The sequence below is a fragment of the Pseudomonas asturiensis genome (assembly GCF_900143095.1).
Lineage (GTDB): Bacteria > Pseudomonadota > Gammaproteobacteria > Pseudomonadales > Pseudomonadaceae > Aquipseudomonas > Aquipseudomonas asturiensis.
Genome location: NZ_FRDA01000022.1, coordinates 1 through 18,391, shown reverse-complemented (window position 1 = coordinate 18,391; position 18,391 = coordinate 1). Strand labels below are relative to the sequence as shown.

The following is an 18,391-nucleotide window of genomic DNA, read 5'->3' as shown; positions in this document are numbered from 1 at the left end:
AGGGGCGTCGCCAAGCGGTAAGGCAGCAGGTTTTGATCCTGCCATGCGTTGGTTCGAATCCAGCCGCCCCTGCCATTTTCTATACTCATCCAGGTTACCCTCAGCCTCTAGGTACTGCGCGTGTCCAAGATGATGGTCTTTACGGGGAATGCTAACCCCGATCTCGCTCGGCGTGTAGTACGTCAGCTGCATATCCCACTGGGTGATGTTTCTGTTGGAAAGTTCTCCGACGGCGAAATCAGCACTGAGATTAATGAAAACGTCCGCGGTAAAGACGTCTTCATCATTCAGCCGACCTGCGCACCGACGAACGATAACCTGATGGAACTCGTCGTGATGGCTGATGCCTTCCGCCGCTCCTCAGCGTCCCGAATCACTGCTGTGATTCCTTACTTTGGTTATGCCCGTCAGGATCGCCGTCCGCGTTCCGCACGTGTTGCTATCAGCGCGAAAGTCGTTGCCGATATGCTGACCGTGGTGGGTATCGATCGTGTTCTCACGGTCGATCTTCATGCTGACCAAATCCAGGGTTTCTTCGATATTCCGGTAGATAACATCTACGGCTCCCCCGTTCTGGTGGATGACATCGAAGACCAGCGCTTTGAAAACCTGATGATCGTTTCCCCGGATATCGGCGGTGTCGTGCGTGCACGTGCAGTGGCCAAATCCCTGGGCGTCGATCTCGGGATCATCGACAAACGCCGTGAGAAAGCCAATCACTCTGAAGTGATGCACATCATCGGTGATGTCGAAGGGCGTACCTGTATTCTGGTCGACGACATGGTCGATACCGCCGGCACTCTGTGTCATGCGGCCAAGGCCCTGAAAGAGCATGGCGCTGCCAAGGTTTTTGCCTACTGCACACACCCTGTGCTGTCGGGTCGGGCGATCGAAAACATTGAAAATTCCGTGCTGGACGAACTGGTGGTGACCAACACCATCCCGTTGTCCGCTGCAGCACAAGCCTGTAGCCGTATCCGCCAACTGGATATCGCACCGGTAGTCGCCGAAGCGGTTCGCCGCATCAGCAACGAAGAATCGATCAGCGCGATGTTCCGCTAAGGGTTTTCCCCAAGCCTGCATTTCGTCGACGAAAAGCGCCCCGCCCTGGCATCCGGTCAGGGCGGGGCTTTTTTGCCCATATCGCTCTGGCGCTGGTCGCAAACGCCATTGTGAATGTGGTTATTTTGGAGAAACAACATGAACGATTTTACTCTGAATGCTGAACAGCGTTCCGACCTGGGGAAAGGTGCGAGCCGCCGCCTGCGTCGTATCGCTAGCCTGGTTCCAGCTGTTGTCTACGGTGGCGACAAAGCCCCTGAGTCCATCAGCATGCTGGCCAAGGAAGTTGCAAAACTGCTCGAAAACGAAGCTGCTTTCAGCCACGTTATCGAACTGAACGTTGCTGGCAAAAAGCAGAACGTCCTGATCAAGGCACTGCAGCGTCACCCGGCCAAAGGCCACGTGATGCACGCTGACTTCGTGCGCGTTATCGCAGGTCAGAAACTGACCGCTATCGTGCCGATCCACTTCATCAACGAAGAAGCTCCGGTCAAGAAAGGCGGCGAGATCTCGCACACTACCACTGAACTGGAAGTGACCTGCCTGCCGAAAGATCTGCCTGAGTTCATCGAAGTTGATCTGGGCGCACTGGAAATCGGTTCGAACGTTCACCTGTCCGAGCTGAAAGCTCCTAAAGGCGTTGAGTTCGTAGCACTGGCACACGGTACTGACCTGGCAATCGCCAACGTTCACGCACCACGTGTTGTTGCTGAAGATACCGACGCAGAAGAAGGCGCTGCAGAGTAATTTCATTACTGTGTAGCGTCGGAGTTGCTCTGGAAACATCGCGAGCGATAGCAGGCAAAACGGGCGAGATCGCGGAGTTTACATCATGGTAAATGAGCAGTTTTCGTTCGCATTGCCGCTGTCGCCAGCGGTTTGATCCACAACTCCAAAGGAAGAGCCCCTGTCGTGACCGCCATACAACTGATCGTGGGCCTGGGAAATCCAGGCGCTGAATACGAACAGACCCGGCATAACGCAGGGGCTCTTTTCGTTGAGCGTATTGCTGCGGCGCAACGAGTCAACCTCGTTCCCGAGCGCAAATTCTTTGGCCTGACCGGACGCTTCACGCATCAGGGTCAGGATGTTCGTCTGCTGATCCCCACCACGTACATGAACCGCAGCGGCCAGGCCGTGGCGGCACTCGCCGGCTTCTATCGCATCCCGGTCGACTCGATACTGGTGGCACACGACGAACTGGATCTACCTCCCGGCGTTGCCAAACTCAAAGTGGGCGGCGGCCATGGCGGACATAACGGTCTGCGCGACATCATCGCGCAGCTGGGTAACCAGAACACTTTTCATCGCTTGCGGCTTGGCATAGGCCACCCGGGCGATGCCAGCAAGGTGTCGGGTTTTGTCCTGGGTCGAGCGCCGCGCGCCGAGCAGGAAAAACTGGACGCCAGTATCGACTTTGCCCTCGGCGTGCTGCCGGATATCTTCGCCGGTGAATGGAACCGGGCGATGAAAAACCTGCACAGCCAGAAGGCCTGACATCACTCGAGGGGAAACACCATGGGATTCAATTGCGGCATCGTCGGCCTGCCTAACGTCGGCAAGTCCACCCTGTTCAACGCCCTGACCAAATCGGGTATCGCGGCCGAGAACTTCCCCTTCTGCACCATCGAGCCGAACAGCGGCATCGTGCCGATGCCTGACCCACGTCTGGCTGCTCTGGCCGCGATCGTCAATCCGAAGCGCATCCTGCCGACCACCATGGAATTCGTGGACATCGCTGGCCTGGTGGCGGGCGCTTCGAAGGGTGAAGGCCTGGGCAACAAATTCCTGGCCAACATTCGCGAAACCGACGCGATTGCTCACGTGGTGCGCTGCTTCGAAGACGACAACGTGATTCACGTCTCCAACAGCGTCGACCCCAAGCGCGACATCGAGATCATTGATCTCGAACTGATTTTCGCTGACCTGGACAGCTGCGAAAAACAGCTGCAGAAAGTCACTCGCAACGCCAAGGGCGGCGACAAGGACGCTGTTGTCCAGAAAGGCCTGCTCGAGCAACTGATCAGCCACTTCACCGAAGGCAAGCCGGCACGCAGCCTGATGAAATCCATGAGCAATGACGAGAAAGCCGTCATTCGTGGTTTCCACCTGCTGACCACCAAGCCGGTCATGTACATCGCCAACGTCGCTGAAGACGGTTTCGAAAACAACCCGCTGCTGGACGTGGTGCGCGCCATCGCCGAAGAAGAAGGCGCGATGCTGGTCCCGGTCTGCAACAAGATCGAAGCAGAAATCGCCGAGCTGGATGACGGCGAAGAGAAGGACATGTTCCTCGAAGCCCTGGGCCTTGAAGAGCCCGGCCTGAACCGCGTGATCCGCGCAGGCTACGAAATGCTGCACCTGCAGACCTACTTCACCGCAGGCGTCGAAGAAGTCCGCGCCTGGACCGTGCGCGTCGGCGCTACCGCGCCTCAGGCCGCCGGCGTGATTCACACCGACTTCGAAAAAGGCTTCATCCGCGCCGAGTGCATCGCCTACGACGACTTCATCCAGTACAAGGGTGAGGCCGGTGCCAAGGAAGCAGGCAAATGGCGCCTGGAAGGCAAGGACTACATCGTCAAGGACGGTGACGTGCTGCACTTCCGCTTCAACGTCTGAATGTTCCTACTGAACCCTAGTGAACCGTACTGCACCTTAATTTGATCTGTAACCCTCTATTTACAAGGGGAAGCCAAATTTTAAGAGCTTAGCGCGGTTCACCAAGGTTGATAGTGTTCTAGAGAAAAGCGGGGTAGCATCAGGGGTATCACGATTTCAGGATGGGGGTATTTACCTCATCCATCACGGATACCCAAATGCCTAAAGACCTAATCACAGACGCTAAAGTACGCACGGCAAAGCCCGCTGCCACCCCTTACAAGCTTGGGGATGGCGGCGGGCTTTTTCTTTTGGTGCAGCCTAGTGGTAGTAAGCTATGGCGATGGAAATTTCGACTCGATGGCAAGGAAAATGTCTTTGCTATCGGTTCTTACCCAGAGATTGGGCTTGCCGAGGCCCGCTCAGAACGTGACGCAGCACGCAAACTGACAAAGCTAGGAATCAACCCAGCGCAACACAGAAAAGACGGCAAGAAGCGCAATATTGACGCAGCTGCAGAGCGTAAAAGGGCCATGGAAAGCTCGTTTGCAAAGGTTTCGGCTGCTTACCTTGAGCATGTCAAGTCGAGCTACACACCGGGCTCCTACCGTGGCAAAGAGTCACGGATCAGGCGTCATCTCAGCCCCAAGCTCGATGGGCTCCCAATTGCAGAAATCACTGCAAAAGAAATTCGTCCTGTACTGGAAGCTTGTAAAAGCTCCGGTGCATGGGCGGCTATTCATGTCAAAGGCGACCTATCTGCAATTTTCAAATATGCGGTAGTGCGTGGGTTGGCAGATTTCAATCCAGTACCCAGTTTGGAAGGCTTCCTCAGGATACCAACCTGCCAAAGCAAGGCCGTGTTGACCACCAGCCAGATCAAGCAGTTTTATCAAGCGCTGCGATCCTATAGGGGTTATCCAGAGACTGCGTTGTGCCTTCGTCTTATCGCGCTTACGGCGTGTCGTCCCGGCGAGGCAGCGGACGCTGAGTGGGACGAGTTCGACTTCACCGCGAACCTATGGAGACGTCCGGCAGAGAAAATGAAGGCTCGTCGCGATCACGTTTCACCTCTATCGACCGGTGCCCTTGCCGTGCTGGAGGAGCTACGGCTGATTTCCGGCAGCGGCCGTTATCTCTTCCCCCACCGCAGCGGTGAAGGTTTCACTACTCCCAATCGGCTCACTTACGCCATGAGGGATATGAACCTAGGTGAGAGAACCACCCCACATTGCTGGCGTACCACTTTTTCGACTTGGGCCAACGAGCATGGCTGTAGGCCGGATGCGATTGAGCGTCAGTTAGCCCACGTGGAAAACAATAAGGTAAGGGCGACCTACAACAAGGCACTCTTGCTCAAAGAACGGGGGGAAATTATGCAGACGTGGGGCGAATATCTGGAATTGGCCCGTACCCACGGGATGAACTCGAATGGATGAGGGCAAAGCTGCAATTTTGGAGAACGGCATGCGCTACCTAGAAATCTATCGAGATCAGGGTCGCTCGAGATGCGACAGAATAGTGCCCGGGCCGTTAGTGGCGGAGATCCTCCGTTACATTGAAAACTCATTGGCTGGCCGCTCTCAGTATGACTTGGAGCAAATGCTTCTCGGCACCAACCAATTAGGAGCCCAGTGGCGGGCATACGTTGCCCACCCACGGCGTGATGCCGAAGAACGAAAAACCTGGCGGACGTGGTACGGCAGACACGGATTTAAAAACAGCATCAGTGAACAGAGGGCTGCGGATCCATTCGCAATACAGCCACCTCCCCTGCCACAACTGGATGAGGGAGAGAGTGAAATCCCTAGGCTCGAAACTGAACAGCCTCGCCCCTTGATGCGGGCGCTACCAAACGATGGCAGATCCATGACCTTTCATTTACTACGCGAGGTCGTTCGTCGCTGGTCAACAATCGTAGTTGAAAGATATCTCGCCGAATCTACCTCTCAGGACTGCCGCAACACGAGGGACGCTGAACGAACTCTGTCTAGACATATCACATCGCTGATGACCATCAGGACGTCCCTGAACGCATGGGAAGCTGCCTACGAGCTTCTCACCTTGCCGGCCAGTCCTGGATCGATAGATAGTGAAACTGAGTTCTTTCAACGCTTCCAAAGGCTGGAGGAACGAGATCACGAACGCGATCTGTGCTCACACACAGAAAGCATGCGTAGACCTGCCTCCATCTCGCCCTCCCGGCGACCCTCTCCAAGAAATAAGAAGCCCTGATAACTCGTTCTCTCTCAAAACAACCCACCTGCTTATTGTCACCTCACAGTTCATAGCAGTTCAGTGAGGTTGAGCATGGAACAGAGCAACGATCCAAACGCGATTGTAATTCTCCGTAGGCCACAGGTTGAAAAGCGTACCGGCCTGACAAAGTCAGGGATCTATTTTCTGATAAACAACGGAAGCTTTCCAAGACCAGTACCACTAGGCATCAGAGCCGTCGGCTGGATTGAGGCAGAGGTGTCAGCGTGGTTAAGCCATAAATGTGAGAAACGACTAACGCAAGCTGTTCGCTGAGGTAAAAATGAGCCTCGCTAAAAATAATGCTCTGGATGAAATATCTTGGGAGCTTAACCCCCGCTTGCTCCGCATGATGAATGACGCGACTAGGATGGAAGCTGCTCAGAGAACGAAACCGGGGCCCACGGCGTTCACGACCCGTTTTCTAGTACAGGCTACCTTTCCTCATAGCGACCCTGGTATTCATTATTTTGAACGCGGTACGGAATGGCTGAAGCTATCGATTTCGGCACCTCCACATATCGGAGTACCGTATGGAAGCCTCCCGAGATTGCTACTGGTTTGGATCTGCACTGAAGCAGTCAAAACTCAAAGCCCCGTGATAGGGCTAGGTAAATCACAGTCGGCGTTCCTTAAAAAACTGGGACTGCATAACGATGGTCGATATATCGGTAAACTTAAAGAGCAGACATTAAGGCTTGTAAGATCGATGATTTCAGTAACTGGAAGCAACAGCGGCGCGATCACAATTGAAAACATGATGGTAGCAAAGAAAGCATTTTTCTTTTGGGATGTTAGAACACTAGACTGCGAGAAATGGGAGAGCAGCCTTACACTCAATACAGACTTCTTTGAAGCAATCGTTAGCGCCCCAGTTCCGCTCAAAATGGAAGCATTGCAAAGCCTAAGGCATTCCCCGCTAGCGATGGATATCTACGCCTGGCTTGTCTATAGGATGTACACGTTACGGAAATCCAAAAGAACAGAAATGAAGATACCAATCTCAAGTTTACGTAGGCAATTTGGTGCCAACTACGCAACGGATAAACAAGGCGCTCGTGACTTCAAGAAAACTTTTATTAGACGCCTCGACGAAGCCCTGTTGTTTTACCCTGAGGCCCGTCACCACGTGGAAATCTACCGAGAATATATCAAACTGACTCCCGCCCAGCTTCATATACCGCCTGATAAAAAGCAGTCAAAACGAATACGAAGTTTAGATCATTGCGTCTGAAGATTCGTTTGCTGGCGCTCTCAAGGTGTTCACCTCAATGAGATGGACACCTCGCGCCGATTACCGGGATACACTCACACCAATGGGACTCGCTTGCCCATGTACTGAAGTCCGTTCGGAGTACCCACCACCTTCAAGGCATTTTTGTAGCCGAAAAATTCCCCGGGGCCATCGCCTGCAGGAATTACATCAAGGCCGTTTACGACTGCGGTATGGTCACCGAAGCCCAAGAGCCGAGGCGCATAGGGCGTAGCTCCGTCGGACACGTAAAGCATGGGCGAGCGCTCATCTCGACGCTGTCGCCAAGAGAAGTACGAGTGGACTACACCTGCAAGCACCTCGCTAGCCGGATCGTTTCTTGAGAAGAGAACGACGTATGGCCGCCACCGACTTTCGTGTTCGCTAGACACGCCGAGCCCAAAATTGCGACTATCCAACGCCTTAATAAGGTCAAGTACGATGTCCTTGGATCCCTTATGGAGTTCTGGCGGACATGCACCGATTGCAGAGGTCTGCCGCGCAGCATCTTCGCTTATCCATAGTGGCCATGATTTTCCTGATGCGAGTTGGAATGCAGCCTCTTGCACCGAATAGAAAGGGATGGCCTCAAAATCTTTTGAGCTACGTACCTGATTCCGCGATTTGGCGTTCTCGTAAGCGCTAACTTCCAACCCTGCTTCCCACCCACTCTGCTGCAGCAGGGTCTGTAGATCTTTCGGCAGAACATCGGTGATCGCTTTGACCCACCACCTAGCTTCGGTGCTTAGCGATACTGGTAGATTCTGATCGCGCAAATCTAACGAACGGAACCCCTCAAAGACCTCTTCAAGCCCAAGTTTCTTAACTCCATCGAAGATAAACGTGTCCTGAATTGAGGGAGCTTCCGTCTCCAGAAGGAGTAGACCCGGCAATTTTTTGAGGCTCATTTGCTCAAAAAAAAGAACCAGCGCCGGAAGCACGGAATGTATCTGCTCGCCGGTGAACACCACTGGGGCGTTCTCCGTGTATTCGAGATTCAACCGATAAAGAGCATTTAGCACATCTTGGTGTGTATCGCTGCGGCCAACAATAGTCCAGAAAGGAGCTTCTTTATCTAGCCCTAGGCGGTGAGCCAGGTTTTCTACATCAGCGAGCGAACGGAACCCACGCGAAACGGCCACTGCATGCTGGCAAACCTTGAGCGGGTACTCAGTTCCAAATACGAGCTGGGAGTGTTTTTGAAGACGTTTGGCATCGCGCTTCAACGCCGATACGTTACGAACAACCGACGCAGTCAGACTGCGGATCAAAGAAATAGCCATATTTCGCCCCTGGGCGCCCACTGAGGACACCTTACGGTGGTAAAAACCGGCTCGCCGTGAAAAAAGAATTTTAATTAGGCAGAGCCATCAGAACAGCAGTGCGTCCCTCTCAGGTTTCGATGCGCCGCACCAGCGCGGTAACGACATTAGCTCAATTTTTTGGACCAATGCAAGACTTAGGCGTTTGTAAAGACACTTCTGTTGACCTGCGCTAACACGCGCCACTCCAGAGTCGTGCACGTGAAATCGCTCCCAAAATACGTCTCCGACCCCAGGCAGCAATGCCTGGGAAAAGCTACACTTATCCACAACCGACAACGTGAAATCGATCCCGGCCAAGCGTGATATCAGTCCCGCAGGACGTGAAATCGCTCCCACCCTGTCTCGGGCGACGCCGCCGGAGCCCTTATATTTCAAGGGTTTCAGCTAACCCACCTCCTCTTCTTGTAACTTTCTTTTAGTTTTTTTCAGGTAGAAAGAAACAAGTAGCTGCAATATGAGACAGAAAAAGATGTGGTGCATAGCTCTGCCCTACTCAATTGAGCGGACCTGCATCGTGAGATGTTCAGGGGGGCGAATAGAAAAAACGGAAAAATCGTACGCTGCGTGAATCCTGCCAGATTCAGGTCCTAGACGTTGGCATCGATCGCCTAGGAAATACAGAAAACCGCCTAGTCTGAGCGCGTGCCCGTGAGGGGCCTGACGCCGGGTTAAGGTGTATTCTGACAGGACAACTTGTCCTGCCTCACTTAACCTCACTCACGGCCAACAAAGCGGGTTGACACAAGCGTCACCTTGCGTATGATTGCAGTCAACGCATGAAAGCTTGCTTTCGTGCCTACCTTCCGAGACCCGCCTAGCGAAAGCTGCGGGTTTTCGTGTTTTTGGGGCAGGGAACCCAGTAGCTATGACGCACTACGTCGCGTACCTTGACGAATTCGGGCACGTCGGCCAGTACGTCTCACGCAACCACCCAAAGTACAAAACACATCCAGCTTTCGGGTTCGCTGGCTTGATCCTGCCTGCGGCTGAAATCCGAGAGTTCGCGATCTATTTCTACAAGGCCAAATGCCAGCTTTTGGCGTATGACCTAGCCAACGACAATCCCAGAAATCTACCGGCATATCAGTGGGAAAAAAAGGGCTCTCAGCTCTATGCACTGCGGAACGTCACCAAATATGAGCAGCTCCGTCGCTCAACGTTTCGCCTCTTGAACCACATCGAAAAAATCGGCGGACACGTGTTCTACACGGGCGAGCACAAGACCACCGATCCCGATGCTCACAACTCCACCGAGACATTCAAGCGGCAGCTCTTGCAATCTGTGCGCAAGATCGATCGATTCTGCGCGCAGAGCGGCTCGACCTTCATGCTTATGCTCGATGAACAACGCGCTGGTAACGAGTGGCGGGAGACCAACGTGGAGGTCTGCACGTTGGCTATGTTCGAGGATGCTTCAGAGAAGTGCAGGACACTCATCGAGCCGCCAATTCAGGCTGAAAGTCACCTGTTCCAAACCATCCAATGCGCCGACTGGATCTGCGGCCTTATTGGCCGTCTGACAGCTTTGTTGCTTGCGCCAGATGAATATTCGGAGTTGGAGCCATTCGACAAGTATTTCTCGGATCGTATCGCCAAGGTAACCATGCCAGGCACTGGTCTGGAACACCAAAAGACCGCTGAGATACCCGCAGAACTGGCCGGAGAGGCCATGCCAGATGCAGCCGGTGCCCTTGCGGGCGATCAGTAACTTGAAGCGCGGCTGCAGGTTGTTAACCCTTAACGTACAATTTTTCGAACTCTATGCTTCCGTTCATATGCGCCATCGCGGGCGGTTTTGTCCGTTTTCTAACGGTTTTTCTTCATTCACTGCAACCCAAGATAGTAGCCAGTAGCTAAATAGCTGTTAGATAGAGCTGGCTAGCGTTGTTGAAATAGCAAAGTCTTTTCAACATAGGTATCCAGCTGACAACGAGCAAAGCGAGGCGTAAGTACATGCGGAGAAGCTCTATAGGCGGACACGTTCACTGTCATCCATACTGATTTCTTCATTACGTCTGTCATATAGCTGAGTTGTACGTGTTGATGCATGATTTGCCATCGCTGCTGCGTTTTCTAAAGTGCCTCCACTTTTAAGGTAGGCTGTTATACCGGTCGCTCTAAACGTGTGATTTCCGATCAACGTTTTGATCCCTGTAGCAGCGGCACGGCGCCGAACCATGGCATGCGCATTGGCTTGGGGCAGTGCGGCTTGACTTAGCTGCCCAGTGCCGCGCCCAAGGGTGCGAAACAGCGGCCCTTTAGGATCGTTTGCAATCCCACTCTGTTCTAGATACGCGTGTAGATATTCTTCCAGTTGGTGATGACATGGCATTGCGTGCTGCTTACCGCCCTTCTCGCGCAGCCGTACCCACAGGCGTCGGTTTTGCGTGTAAACGTCCTCAACCTTCATGGCTAGCGCCGCGCCGATCCGGGCGAAGGAAAAGACCATTAATGCAATCAACGCCCGGTCTCGCAGTCCAGCAGGTTTGCTTGTATCGATGCTGTCCAGGAGCTGCCACGCTTCGGCTGGATCGAGCACTGGGGTTTTTCCGGTGCGTGAGGTGTGACTTGGCCCACATACCGACGCCGCGGGGTTATGGGTCACTACCTGACCTATTACGAGCCAACCGAACAGGTGCCGGATGGCCGCCAGGCGTTGCTTCACCGACGGCGCGGCTAGCGTTTGCGTTTGCTGCTCGATCCAGGTCGCCACGTGCAACGGGCCCACCGCGACCAGATCGGGTACACCCACCCCCTGGCACCAGCTCAGGAACTCATTGACCGCCCGCGCATAGGCACGCCGCGTGTGCTGGTTGCGGATATTCGCGGTAAAGAATTCCACAAAGCGGATCTGTGCCGACTCCCCGGCCGCCACGATCAAGGCGGGCAGCGCGCGCCCCATAAGAGTGACAACCGTGTTCACTGCCACAGCCTGTTGGCATCAAAATCCAGTTTCGCGGCTTTGAGCTCCTTCACCAGCTTGGTTTGCCAGCCATCTGCAGCATCCATTTCGGTATAGATGACGCCGTACAGGTCTGAAGGGATCTCCACCTGACCTTTGCGCAGCAGACACACACGGCCTCGGCCGAGCTTACCGGCAAAATAGCCGAGTTCAAAAATCACGTTCTGCCGCGCGCGGGCGTCTGAGGTCTCAGCCTTCACCGAAGCACCCACATCGTCAGGGGTTAACAGCACCACTGCAAAACCGACATCACCTGCCGTGGCCTCGAACTTCTCGATAATGGTACGACCCTGATCCGGTTGTTCCTTGAGAATAATGGCTTCCAATCCAAGCTTTTCGAGAAACCTGGCTAAGCCATGCATCGCGGTTTCATCATGGCCATGGACTACGAAAACGCGCCGTGAATTGATAGACGAAACAATGGCAGGTTGGTCAGATTCTGAATTCTCTTCAAGGTATTCCAGATCGTCCTTCAAGGAGCTTTGCGCGGCCTTCATTAGCGCGATGGATCGAGTGATGTTCTGTTGTGTAGGGCCTTGATAATCGACGTGTCGAGGACGCCCATCCATAGAAATGGACATAGAAACGTGCTGCAGCTTTGTAGCCGCAGAATAACGCTGATAGGCGGATGTGTTTTCACCAAACGCACGTTCCAGCGTTCCTGCGATGGAGGCTGATAATGCATTCAGCTCCGGGGTCGACCTAGTCACCGTACTGATGTCGAATTTTTCCAACTCGACGATCCTGTCGTCGATACGTTTGATGGCCCATTCGATTTCTCGAGCAGACAGTGCCAACTTAGCAGCAACAGGTGCAGGCGGTTTTGCTCGTGCCATCGGGTGCATCCTTTCTTATGTGTGATAAATGCAATTATCACACATAGATCGTGTCATTGTGGCCGTTTTTAGTGACGTGTCGTAGAATGATCTGATCAGGAGCTGATCTCGACAGGACGTACTACATGACAGAAAACCAAACCATCACATGCCCACATTGTATGAACAATGTTCCTTGGGGTGCTCGCGTATGTAGAGGGTGTCATGCACAGATATCATATGGCACGCCTTTAAGCTTGATAGTAGTATTAACAACCGTTTCGGTAGGAGGCAGTTGGTACGCTACAAAATTGGTGTATGACCATGTATCTAAAAATGAAACCTTTCTATGGTGCGTTTTTGGCGGCTTACTTTTTATATGCTTTATTGGCTTCTGGAAGTTTTGTCGGCGACTGTACAAAAACAGCACATCTTTCCGCCGTTTTTATAGCCGAACCTAATGGATAGCTGTTCTTCCACAGCCTAGAGATTTTTATTCAGGGCGGCCGAAACAGCCGAGTCCTGCAGCGGAATAAGGCCGATAAAATTCATGATCTGTGTGATCGATTGAACGCTTGGCCCCCGCTGAGCGAACTACAGAATGGCCGGGGCCAAGCGCCCATCACAGGCCGGATATACGAGTGCAACCGCGATGACGAAAGGTGCAAAAGAAAGGCTTTGCTCACTACTTGTGGGGAGAGTCCATATACCAGTGTTAGGGGGTTTGCGGGCAGTCCTGAAGAAGCAGTATCATTTGTAAAAAATCACGCATATTTTCCAACGTGATGATTATTTCTTCTTCTTTTATTTCTGAAATCAGCGATAAGTAGGTTGAGTGAGCATGAGAAATAGATATGACTCTATAGAGATTATTGTAAAGGTGACTTATTTCTGATTTTTGTGAGGCATTGTATATTGAATAGCCAAGCTCTTTTATTTCTTTAGACCCTATATCTTTGGCTTGATCGCTGAGTGCGGATATTCTTTCTTTATCTATTTGAGGGGGAGTTTTCTCAAAGTCTGCGTTAAGTGTTTTTATTGCTTTAGAGAGCCCTGATTCCGCACTGCTCAGAAAGCAATCCAGATACCCCTTATCTTTTTTTATTGCAAATATGTTGAATAAGTGCTCAATGGACAGCCTGTGAACTGTGAGTGCTTCAGCCAAAAAATTGCGTTCTATTAGGATTAAAGTAGCTGATTGGTTTTCAATGAATTTTCTCCATAATTTAAGCGTGATTTTTTCACTTTTGTTATTGGGTGTCATTTTTAGAATCGCTACGTCTGAATCAATTATCAGTTCACTTACTTTCGATATTAGTTCGTTCTTTTGCACGTTTACTTCCTTAATACCTAACATTTGGTTAAGGGGCGGGCTTAAGCCCGTCCAAGTGAGCGAAGCGAGTGATTTGAACCACTAGTTAGGTTTTGCACGCGCAAGGATTATTGCCTCGTTGGCGCTATACAGTGCGCCAGTTTGCGGGTCGCATACCATGCCGCCAGTTATTTTTGCTAGGATTGAAATGGAGCACAGAGCCAATTTTGATTCAACTTCATCTTTAGCGCTTAAAGTAACTACAAAGTCGAAATTTAAATCGTTTATTTGATATTCAGCAGCTTCCTCTGGCGTTATGGAGTACGCAAGATATTCAAACCCTGACGCTCCACAAGGTAAAAACCCAAAAAAATGTCGCAGATTGAAATCGCTGAATAGCTCTTGGCCAAATTCCTTTTGCAAGCAAGAAGCCCAGTCGGAAGCCGTTGGAATTTCTTTCTCAAGTAGGTACAGGCAGATGTCAGTACTCATGTAAAACCTAACGATAAATAGACACCAAATGGTGCATAACTCCCCGGCGGGGTGGTGGATAACATTCCTTGTTCCTCTGGCTATCCGTGTCTAGGCTGAGGTTTTCAGCGTTCCGATGACCGTATAAGGGAGTTATACACCATGGACGGAAAGCCTCGTTTGCTCGATCAGGTGCGTGAGCTAATTCGCTTGAAACATTACTCGATCCGTACGGATCGTGTCTATTGCGAGTGGGTGAAGCGCTTTATTCGTTTTCGCAGCTATCGTCATCCGTCTGAAATGGGCGCGGCTGAGGTCGAGGCGTTTCTGTCTGATCTGGCAGTGTGTTGGCGCTGATTGAAAACTGACCCACCCTGCCGATTGAAAATTGACCCAGGACGGATTGCTGATTTCTGTCCCAGCAATTGTGGATAAGCTTAGCAGCAGTGTTCCGATTAAAGACGCATCAAGCCCCACCGCATGCAGCAGGGCATTTATGGTGCGGATCAAAATGGCTCATCGTCCTCGATATCATTTCCGTCCTTTCGCTTTCGTTCGCGTGTTTTGATCTTTGTCTGGGCGGCCAAGGTGCTGTGTTGCAAGCGGTAAGACTCGTTGCCCGTTTCGACGATGTGGCAGTGATGTGTCAGCCGATCCAGCAGCGCCGTAGTCATTTTGGCGTCGCCAAACACACTCGACCATTCCGAGAAGCTGAGGTTGGTGGTGATGACCACGCTGGTGTGTTCGTACAGTTTGGACAGCAGATGAAATAACAGGGCACCGCCGCTTTGACTGAAGGGCAAATACCCCAGCTCATCCAGTATCACCAGGTCTGTTCGTAGCAGTCCCTGGGCGATTCGGCCTGCCTTACCATCGTACTTTTCACGCTCCAGCAGATTGACCAGATCCACCGTGGAGAAAAAGCGCACGCGTTTGTTGTGGGCCGTAATGCCGGATACAGCCAAGGCACTGGCCAGGTGTGTTTTCCCGGTTCCAGGGCCGCCGATGAACACGACATTCTGCGCGGTTTCAGTGAACGCTAAGCTGGATAGATCGCTGACCAGCCGGGCATCAGCGCTGGAAGCGCTGAAGTCAAAGCCAGCTAAGTCACGGTGCATGGGGAGTTTTGCCATGTTCATCTGATGATTCACCGAGCGCACCGCGCGATCCGCATGTTCCTGCTGAAGCAGATGTTCCAGCAGCCATTTCGATGAAGCCGTCGACGCTGTTCCTTGAGATACCAGTTCTTCCCAAGCACTGGCCATGCCGTGCAGGCGCAGTTCTTTGAGTTCAGTCATCAGGTCACGCATTGCGATTCTCCTCATCGGTCGTACGGAGCCGGTCGTAGCGCGCCGTATTGGCAACAGGAGCGACCTTGAGTTGCAGGCTGGTTTCTACATTCGGAGGTGGTGCGGTGGAGGTCAGGCGGGCAAGGACATTGAGGATGTGATCGGCGCTCAGACTTCCCGATTCAAGTACCAGCTCCACCGCCACCAGCACAGGTTCGAGACCCGCAATTGGCACAGCAGCCAGTACCTGCATCATGATTCGATCACCGTTGGTGTGACGCCTCAGTCCTCGTTTGAGAAGCCGTAACGGTTTTGGCAGATCAGCAAATGGCGCGCCATTGCGCAGTGCACCAGGCTTGCGTTCGATGAGTGGGATGTAGTGCTGCCAGTCAAAACTGACCTGATCTCGATCAAAGAGGCGCTCATGGCTGGCGATCACCGTTTCGTCGGCAATAACCACGATCCGCGAAGGGTACAAACGGCTGCTGACCCACTGACCAACACGCTCGCAAGGCACCGAATAACGATTGCGCGCCACGCTGATCAGGCAGGTGCTAGAGACACGGACGGTGCGTTCCACGTAGCCATCAAAGGCCGTCGGCATCGGCATCATTTCAGCCTGCTCCAGCTCCAGGACTTCTGCCACCGTCAAACCGTTGTACTGCGGATGTACAAGTTCGGCCCAGAGCGTACGACAGCGTTGGCCGAGCCAGACGTTCAGCTCCTCGAAGGTATGGAACATGCAGTTTTGAGCATCGAGCCAGATTCGTCTCCGGCTGTCCTGCACGTTCTTTTCGACGATGCCTTTCTCCCAGCCAGAGGCCACGTTGCAGAAGTCCGGATCGAACAGATAGTGCGCGCACATCACGGAAAACCGGGCGTTGACCGTGCGGCCTTTGCCTTTATTGACCTTGTCCACAGCCGTTTTCATGTTGTCGTAGATGCCGCGACGTGGCACGCCACCCAACGCTCCAAACGAACGGGTATGGGCATCAAACAGCATCTCGTGGCCTTGGCTAGGGTACGCAACCAACCAGAATGCGCGACTGGCGCACAGCTTCATGTGGGAGACCTGGATGCGTCGAAACAGGCCACCGATCAGCAGACTCTCTTCGCTCCAGTCAAATTGAAACGCCTCGCCGAGCGCAAAAGTCAGCGGTACAAAAGCGCGTAAAGACTTGCCTTGCTCACCTCGCCACGAGCGTACAAACGCCGTGAGCTGGCTGTAGCCGCCGTCGTAACCCTCGGCCTTGATCTGCTCGAAAAGCGCTTTGGCGCTCCTGCGGTTGTATTTTGGCCGGAACGCATCGGCCTTGAGCGCCTGCTCCAGCGTCTCGTGGAAAGGGCTGAGTTTGTTGAAGGTTGCGCACCGTTGGTACGCCGGCTGAGTGGCTTCGGGCGCTCTGACCCATTTTCGGATGTTTTTTCTAGAAAGCCCGGTACGCTTGGCTATCTGATGCAGCGAGAGCTTGTCGCGGAAGTACATCCGCCGGATTTTCCCCAACATTTCCATGCTGATCACCCTGTGTTCTCCTGCTCAAAAAGTGAGCAGAAGCAGTTGAACACCTGGGTCAGTTTTGAGTCGGCAGAACAGCCTCTACTGGGTCAGTTTTCGGTCAGCGGCAACAAGCAGCACGGCAGACCGAAGCTCAGCGGTTGCAGCAGCGTCAGGAAGAGCAAGAGCGTGAGCGTGAGCGTCAGCGTCAGCGTCAGCGTCAGCGTCAGCGTCAGAACTCATTGAACCGGGACTCGCCGGATTTGGATATGTGAGGGTGGGATCATGCTCGATAGAATGAAGTACGTGTGGCGGTTCAACCCGGAAACGCAAGAGTTCGACGATGTTTTGCCGCTCATGGTGCGTAACGACCCCGGCGCGTATTACGTCATTCGGGACGGTTTTGGTGACTTGTGGGTGCATGATCCTTGGGGGCGTGAGTGCCATGCGAATTTTGAATATGTAGAGGTATGCGGTATGACATTCGATAGAGAGCAGTTCGACCCGGACGGGGTCGATGGGCAGCGCACAACTGAAGAACCACCCACGAGGTCGCTGTATTATTCGCTCACCCCAGAGGAGCTGGACGACCTGCGTGCAGAAATGCGGCGTGACGGCCAATTGATGAAAGAGCGGCTTGCTGTCTTAGGTAAAAAATTTTAATGCATCTAATCAGTATCTGATTTTTCGGCGACGCAGCGTGCCTGTAACGCTTTGTAGCGTTCCACTATCCCCCGATAGGCACACTCAAGCGGGGAGCCAAGTTGTTCTAGGTTCGGCATTATGGGCATTCCTATTTCTGGGGAAGGCAATTTTGTCGAAGATGGCCGACCGCGCCCCCTTATAGGACGATCTATTCCAGCTTTCACCATGGCACGATTGAATGCGTCCAGAGCCAACCAAATAGCGGTTTTCTGTGCCTCATCGACGGTACACGCTTCGTCAGTCAAGGCGGTAGCTGCATAGCTCAACGTAAGAGGTAAGACATCCAGTGATGCTTCGAGCTGCTTACGTCTGAACGCAGCATCATGGGCTGCCTTCCATGCCTTCCACTCCTCGACTTCAACCTTTGTCAGCAACTGGACTGCGTGTTCTGGCAGCTTGGTATCCCATCGGCTGATCGTGCAGACATAGCTTTGCTTTTGGTTGCCGCTCTCGGTCGTTTCATCGAGAAGGCGTACGCAAGCTACGGGGTTGCCAATGTACTGGATACCTAAGGATGCTCCGATCAACTTGCCGCGCGTCAGCGGCAAGTCGAAAATGCACTCGGCAAACAGCGCTATTCGCTGAAAATGGCCTGGTGCAGCCTGCGTTGAGGGCATTTTCGCCCTGTTTCCCTTGTTAAACGCGCAACTCACCCATACCCATCAGCTGTTTTCGAGCCATCCACAGATTCGACAGGGCGAACAGCGTGGTCAGCTGAGCTGTGTTTTTCACCAGCCCACGAAAGCGCACTTTCACGTAGCCAAACTGACGCTTGATTACGCGAAACGGATGCTCGACCTTGGCCCGTGTTTGAGCTTTGCAGTACTCGATCTTGCGCTTGGCCTTGTA

The 18,391-nt window shown here is 53.0% G+C and carries 19 protein-coding genes and 1 tRNA gene; 11 read left to right on the top strand and 9 right to left on the bottom strand.

The window, feature by feature from the left end:
* From BUB69_RS25520 to BUB69_RS25480, 8 genes are all read left to right on the top strand, one after another.
* A tRNA-Gln gene (locus tag BUB69_RS25520) sits at positions 1 to 75 on the top strand.
* 45 nt (positions 76 to 120) lie between these two features.
* Entirely contained in the window at positions 121 to 1,062 is a 942-nt protein-coding gene (locus tag BUB69_RS25515) for a ribose-phosphate pyrophosphokinase (RefSeq protein ID WP_002552145.1), read from the top strand.
* Positions 1,063 to 1,200: 138 nt separating this feature from the next.
* Positions 1,201 to 1,809 carry a 50S ribosomal protein L25/general stress protein Ctc gene (locus BUB69_RS25510; protein ID WP_073172319.1) on the top strand — a complete coding sequence of 203 codons (609 nt, stop codon included), beginning with the start codon at positions 1,201 to 1,203 and terminating at the stop codon, positions 1,807 to 1,809.
* A gap of 165 nt (positions 1,810 to 1,974) precedes the next feature.
* Positions 1,975 to 2,559, top strand: coding sequence for an aminoacyl-tRNA hydrolase (gene pth / locus BUB69_RS25505; RefSeq protein ID WP_024686059.1), 585 nt, complete (start codon positions 1,975 to 1,977; stop codon positions 2,557 to 2,559).
* Positions 2,560 to 2,580: 21 nt separating this feature from the next.
* Complete coding sequence (gene ychF, locus BUB69_RS25500; RefSeq protein ID WP_073172317.1) at positions 2,581 to 3,681, top strand: redox-regulated ATPase YchF; 1,101 nt, start codon at positions 2,581 to 2,583, stop codon at positions 3,679 to 3,681.
* A gap of 197 nt (positions 3,682 to 3,878) precedes the next feature.
* Positions 3,879 to 5,099 carry a tyrosine-type recombinase/integrase gene (locus tag BUB69_RS25495; protein ID WP_073172521.1) on the top strand — a complete coding sequence of 407 codons (1,221 nt, stop codon included), beginning with the start codon at positions 3,879 to 3,881 and terminating at the stop codon, positions 5,097 to 5,099.
* Between the two features lie 871 nt (positions 5,100 to 5,970).
* The gene (locus BUB69_RS25485) at positions 5,971 to 6,192 is read left to right on the top strand and encodes an AlpA family phage regulatory protein (protein WP_073172311.1); all 222 of its coding nucleotides are present in this window, start codon (positions 5,971 to 5,973) and stop codon (positions 6,190 to 6,192) included.
* Positions 6,193 to 6,199: 7 nt separating this feature from the next.
* Positions 6,200 to 7,150, top strand: a complete 951-nt coding sequence (locus tag BUB69_RS25480) for a replication protein RepA (protein WP_073172308.1) — start codon at positions 6,200 to 6,202, stop codon at positions 7,148 to 7,150.
* A gap of 74 nt (positions 7,151 to 7,224) precedes the next feature.
* Here the strand turns inward: BUB69_RS25480 and BUB69_RS25475 are convergent, their stop codons facing one another.
* The gene (locus BUB69_RS25475; RefSeq protein ID WP_073172305.1) at positions 7,225 to 8,451 is read right to left on the bottom strand and encodes a hypothetical protein; all 1,227 of its coding nucleotides are present in this window, start codon (positions 8,449 to 8,451) and stop codon (positions 7,225 to 7,227) included.
* Positions 8,452 to 9,358: 907 nt separating this feature from the next.
* Between BUB69_RS25475 and BUB69_RS25470 the strand changes: the two genes are divergently transcribed.
* Positions 9,359 to 10,201, top strand: coding sequence for a DUF3800 domain-containing protein (locus tag BUB69_RS25470; protein ID WP_073172303.1), 843 nt, complete (start codon positions 9,359 to 9,361; stop codon positions 10,199 to 10,201).
* 258 nt (positions 10,202 to 10,459) lie between these two features.
* Here BUB69_RS25470 and BUB69_RS25465 read toward each other — a convergent pair whose 3' ends face one another.
* The 4 genes from BUB69_RS25465 to BUB69_RS28705 all read right to left on the bottom strand — a co-directional run bounded on the left by BUB69_RS25465 (position 10,460) and on the right by BUB69_RS28705 (position 14,074).
* Positions 10,460 to 11,416 carry a tyrosine-type recombinase/integrase gene (locus BUB69_RS25465; protein WP_245825329.1) on the bottom strand — a complete coding sequence of 319 codons (957 nt, stop codon included), beginning with the start codon at positions 11,414 to 11,416 and terminating at the stop codon, positions 10,460 to 10,462.
* Entirely contained in the window at positions 11,413 to 12,291 is an 879-nt protein-coding gene (locus tag BUB69_RS25460) for a TIR domain-containing protein (RefSeq protein ID WP_073172301.1), read from the bottom strand. Before BUB69_RS25460 ends, BUB69_RS25465 begins: the two co-directional genes overlap by 4 nt.
* A gap of 694 nt (positions 12,292 to 12,985) precedes the next feature.
* On the bottom strand, positions 12,986 to 13,603 hold the full coding sequence (locus BUB69_RS25455) for a DUF5677 domain-containing protein (protein ID WP_073172298.1): 618 nt from the start codon (positions 13,601 to 13,603) through the stop codon (positions 12,986 to 12,988).
* 81 nt (positions 13,604 to 13,684) lie between these two features.
* Positions 13,685 to 14,074 carry a hypothetical protein gene (locus tag BUB69_RS28705; RefSeq protein WP_141121911.1) on the bottom strand — a complete coding sequence of 130 codons (390 nt, stop codon included), beginning with the start codon at positions 14,072 to 14,074 and terminating at the stop codon, positions 13,685 to 13,687.
* Positions 14,075 to 14,215: 141 nt separating this feature from the next.
* On the opposite strand from BUB69_RS28705, the gene BUB69_RS25450 reads away from it, so the two are divergent.
* On the top strand, positions 14,216 to 14,410 hold the full coding sequence (locus BUB69_RS25450; RefSeq protein ID WP_245825328.1) for a phage integrase N-terminal SAM-like domain-containing protein: 195 nt from the start codon (positions 14,216 to 14,218) through the stop codon (positions 14,408 to 14,410).
* A gap of 149 nt (positions 14,411 to 14,559) precedes the next feature.
* On the opposite strand, the gene istB is transcribed toward BUB69_RS25450, so the two are convergent.
* Positions 14,560 to 15,363 (bottom strand): IS21-like element ISPsy20 family helper ATPase IstB, encoded by an 804-nt coding sequence (gene istB / locus BUB69_RS25445; RefSeq protein WP_024677664.1) that lies wholly within the window; start codon positions 15,361 to 15,363, stop codon positions 14,560 to 14,562.
* Positions 15,356 to 16,855 carry an IS21 family transposase gene (gene istA / locus BUB69_RS25440; RefSeq protein WP_141121913.1) on the bottom strand — a complete coding sequence of 500 codons (1,500 nt, stop codon included), beginning with the start codon at positions 16,853 to 16,855 and terminating at the stop codon, positions 15,356 to 15,358. The genes istB and istA overlap by 8 nt, the downstream gene beginning before the upstream one ends.
* A gap of 267 nt (positions 16,856 to 17,122) precedes the next feature.
* Here istA and BUB69_RS25430 point away from each other — a divergent pair, with 267 nt between their 5' ends.
* A complete protein-coding gene (locus tag BUB69_RS25430) occupies positions 17,123 to 17,500 on the top strand; it encodes a hypothetical protein (RefSeq protein WP_005768891.1) in 378 nt (125 codons plus the stop codon).
* A 5-nt stretch (positions 17,501 to 17,505) separates the two neighbouring features.
* Here the strand turns inward: BUB69_RS25430 and BUB69_RS25425 are convergent, their stop codons facing one another.
* Both BUB69_RS25425 and BUB69_RS25420 read right to left on the bottom strand, forming a co-directional pair.
* Positions 17,506 to 18,159, bottom strand: a complete 654-nt coding sequence (locus BUB69_RS25425; RefSeq protein ID WP_245825327.1) for a hypothetical protein — start codon at positions 18,157 to 18,159, stop codon at positions 17,506 to 17,508.
* Between the two features lie 19 nt (positions 18,160 to 18,178).
* The coding region (locus tag BUB69_RS25420) for a transposase (protein WP_141121910.1) at positions 18,179 to 18,391 on the bottom strand (213 nt) is incomplete at its 5' end.

Excerpts from the sequence above, each read along its gene's own strand:
- BUB69_RS25510 (WP_073172319.1), top strand. The coding sequence starts at position 1,201 with ATGAACGATTTTACTCTGAATGCTGAACAGCGTTCCGACCTGGGGAAA.
- ychF (WP_073172317.1), top strand. The coding sequence starts at position 2,581 with ATGGGATTCAATTGCGGCATCGTCGGCCTGCCTAACGTCGGCAAGTCC.
- BUB69_RS25495 (WP_073172521.1), top strand. The coding sequence starts at position 3,879 with ATGCCTAAAGACCTAATCACAGACGCTAAAGTACGCACGGCAAAGCCC.
- BUB69_RS25485 (WP_073172311.1), top strand. The coding sequence starts at position 5,971 with ATGGAACAGAGCAACGATCCAAACGCGATTGTAATTCTCCGTAGGCCA.
- BUB69_RS25480 (WP_073172308.1), top strand. The coding sequence starts at position 6,200 with ATGAGCCTCGCTAAAAATAATGCTCTGGATGAAATATCTTGGGAGCTT.
- BUB69_RS25475 (WP_073172305.1), bottom strand. The coding sequence starts at position 8,451 with ATGGCTATTTCTTTGATCCGCAGTCTGACTGCGTCGGTTGTTCGTAAC.
- BUB69_RS25470 (WP_073172303.1), top strand. The coding sequence starts at position 9,359 with ATGACGCACTACGTCGCGTACCTTGACGAATTCGGGCACGTCGGCCAG.
- BUB69_RS25460 (WP_073172301.1), bottom strand. The coding sequence starts at position 12,291 with ATGGCACGAGCAAAACCGCCTGCACCTGTTGCTGCTAAGTTGGCACTG.
- BUB69_RS28705 (WP_141121911.1), bottom strand. The coding sequence starts at position 14,074 with ATGAGTACTGACATCTGCCTGTACCTACTTGAGAAAGAAATTCCAACG.
- BUB69_RS25450 (WP_245825328.1), top strand. The coding sequence starts at position 14,216 with ATGGACGGAAAGCCTCGTTTGCTCGATCAGGTGCGTGAGCTAATTCGC.
- istB (WP_024677664.1), bottom strand. The coding sequence starts at position 15,363 with ATGCGTGACCTGATGACTGAACTCAAAGAACTGCGCCTGCACGGCATG.
- istA (WP_141121913.1), bottom strand. The coding sequence starts at position 16,855 with ATGGAAATGTTGGGGAAAATCCGGCGGATGTACTTCCGCGACAAGCTC.
- BUB69_RS25430 (WP_005768891.1), top strand. The coding sequence starts at position 17,123 with ATGCTCGATAGAATGAAGTACGTGTGGCGGTTCAACCCGGAAACGCAA.
- BUB69_RS25425 (WP_245825327.1), bottom strand. The coding sequence starts at position 18,159 with ATGCCCTCAACGCAGGCTGCACCAGGCCATTTTCAGCGAATAGCGCTG.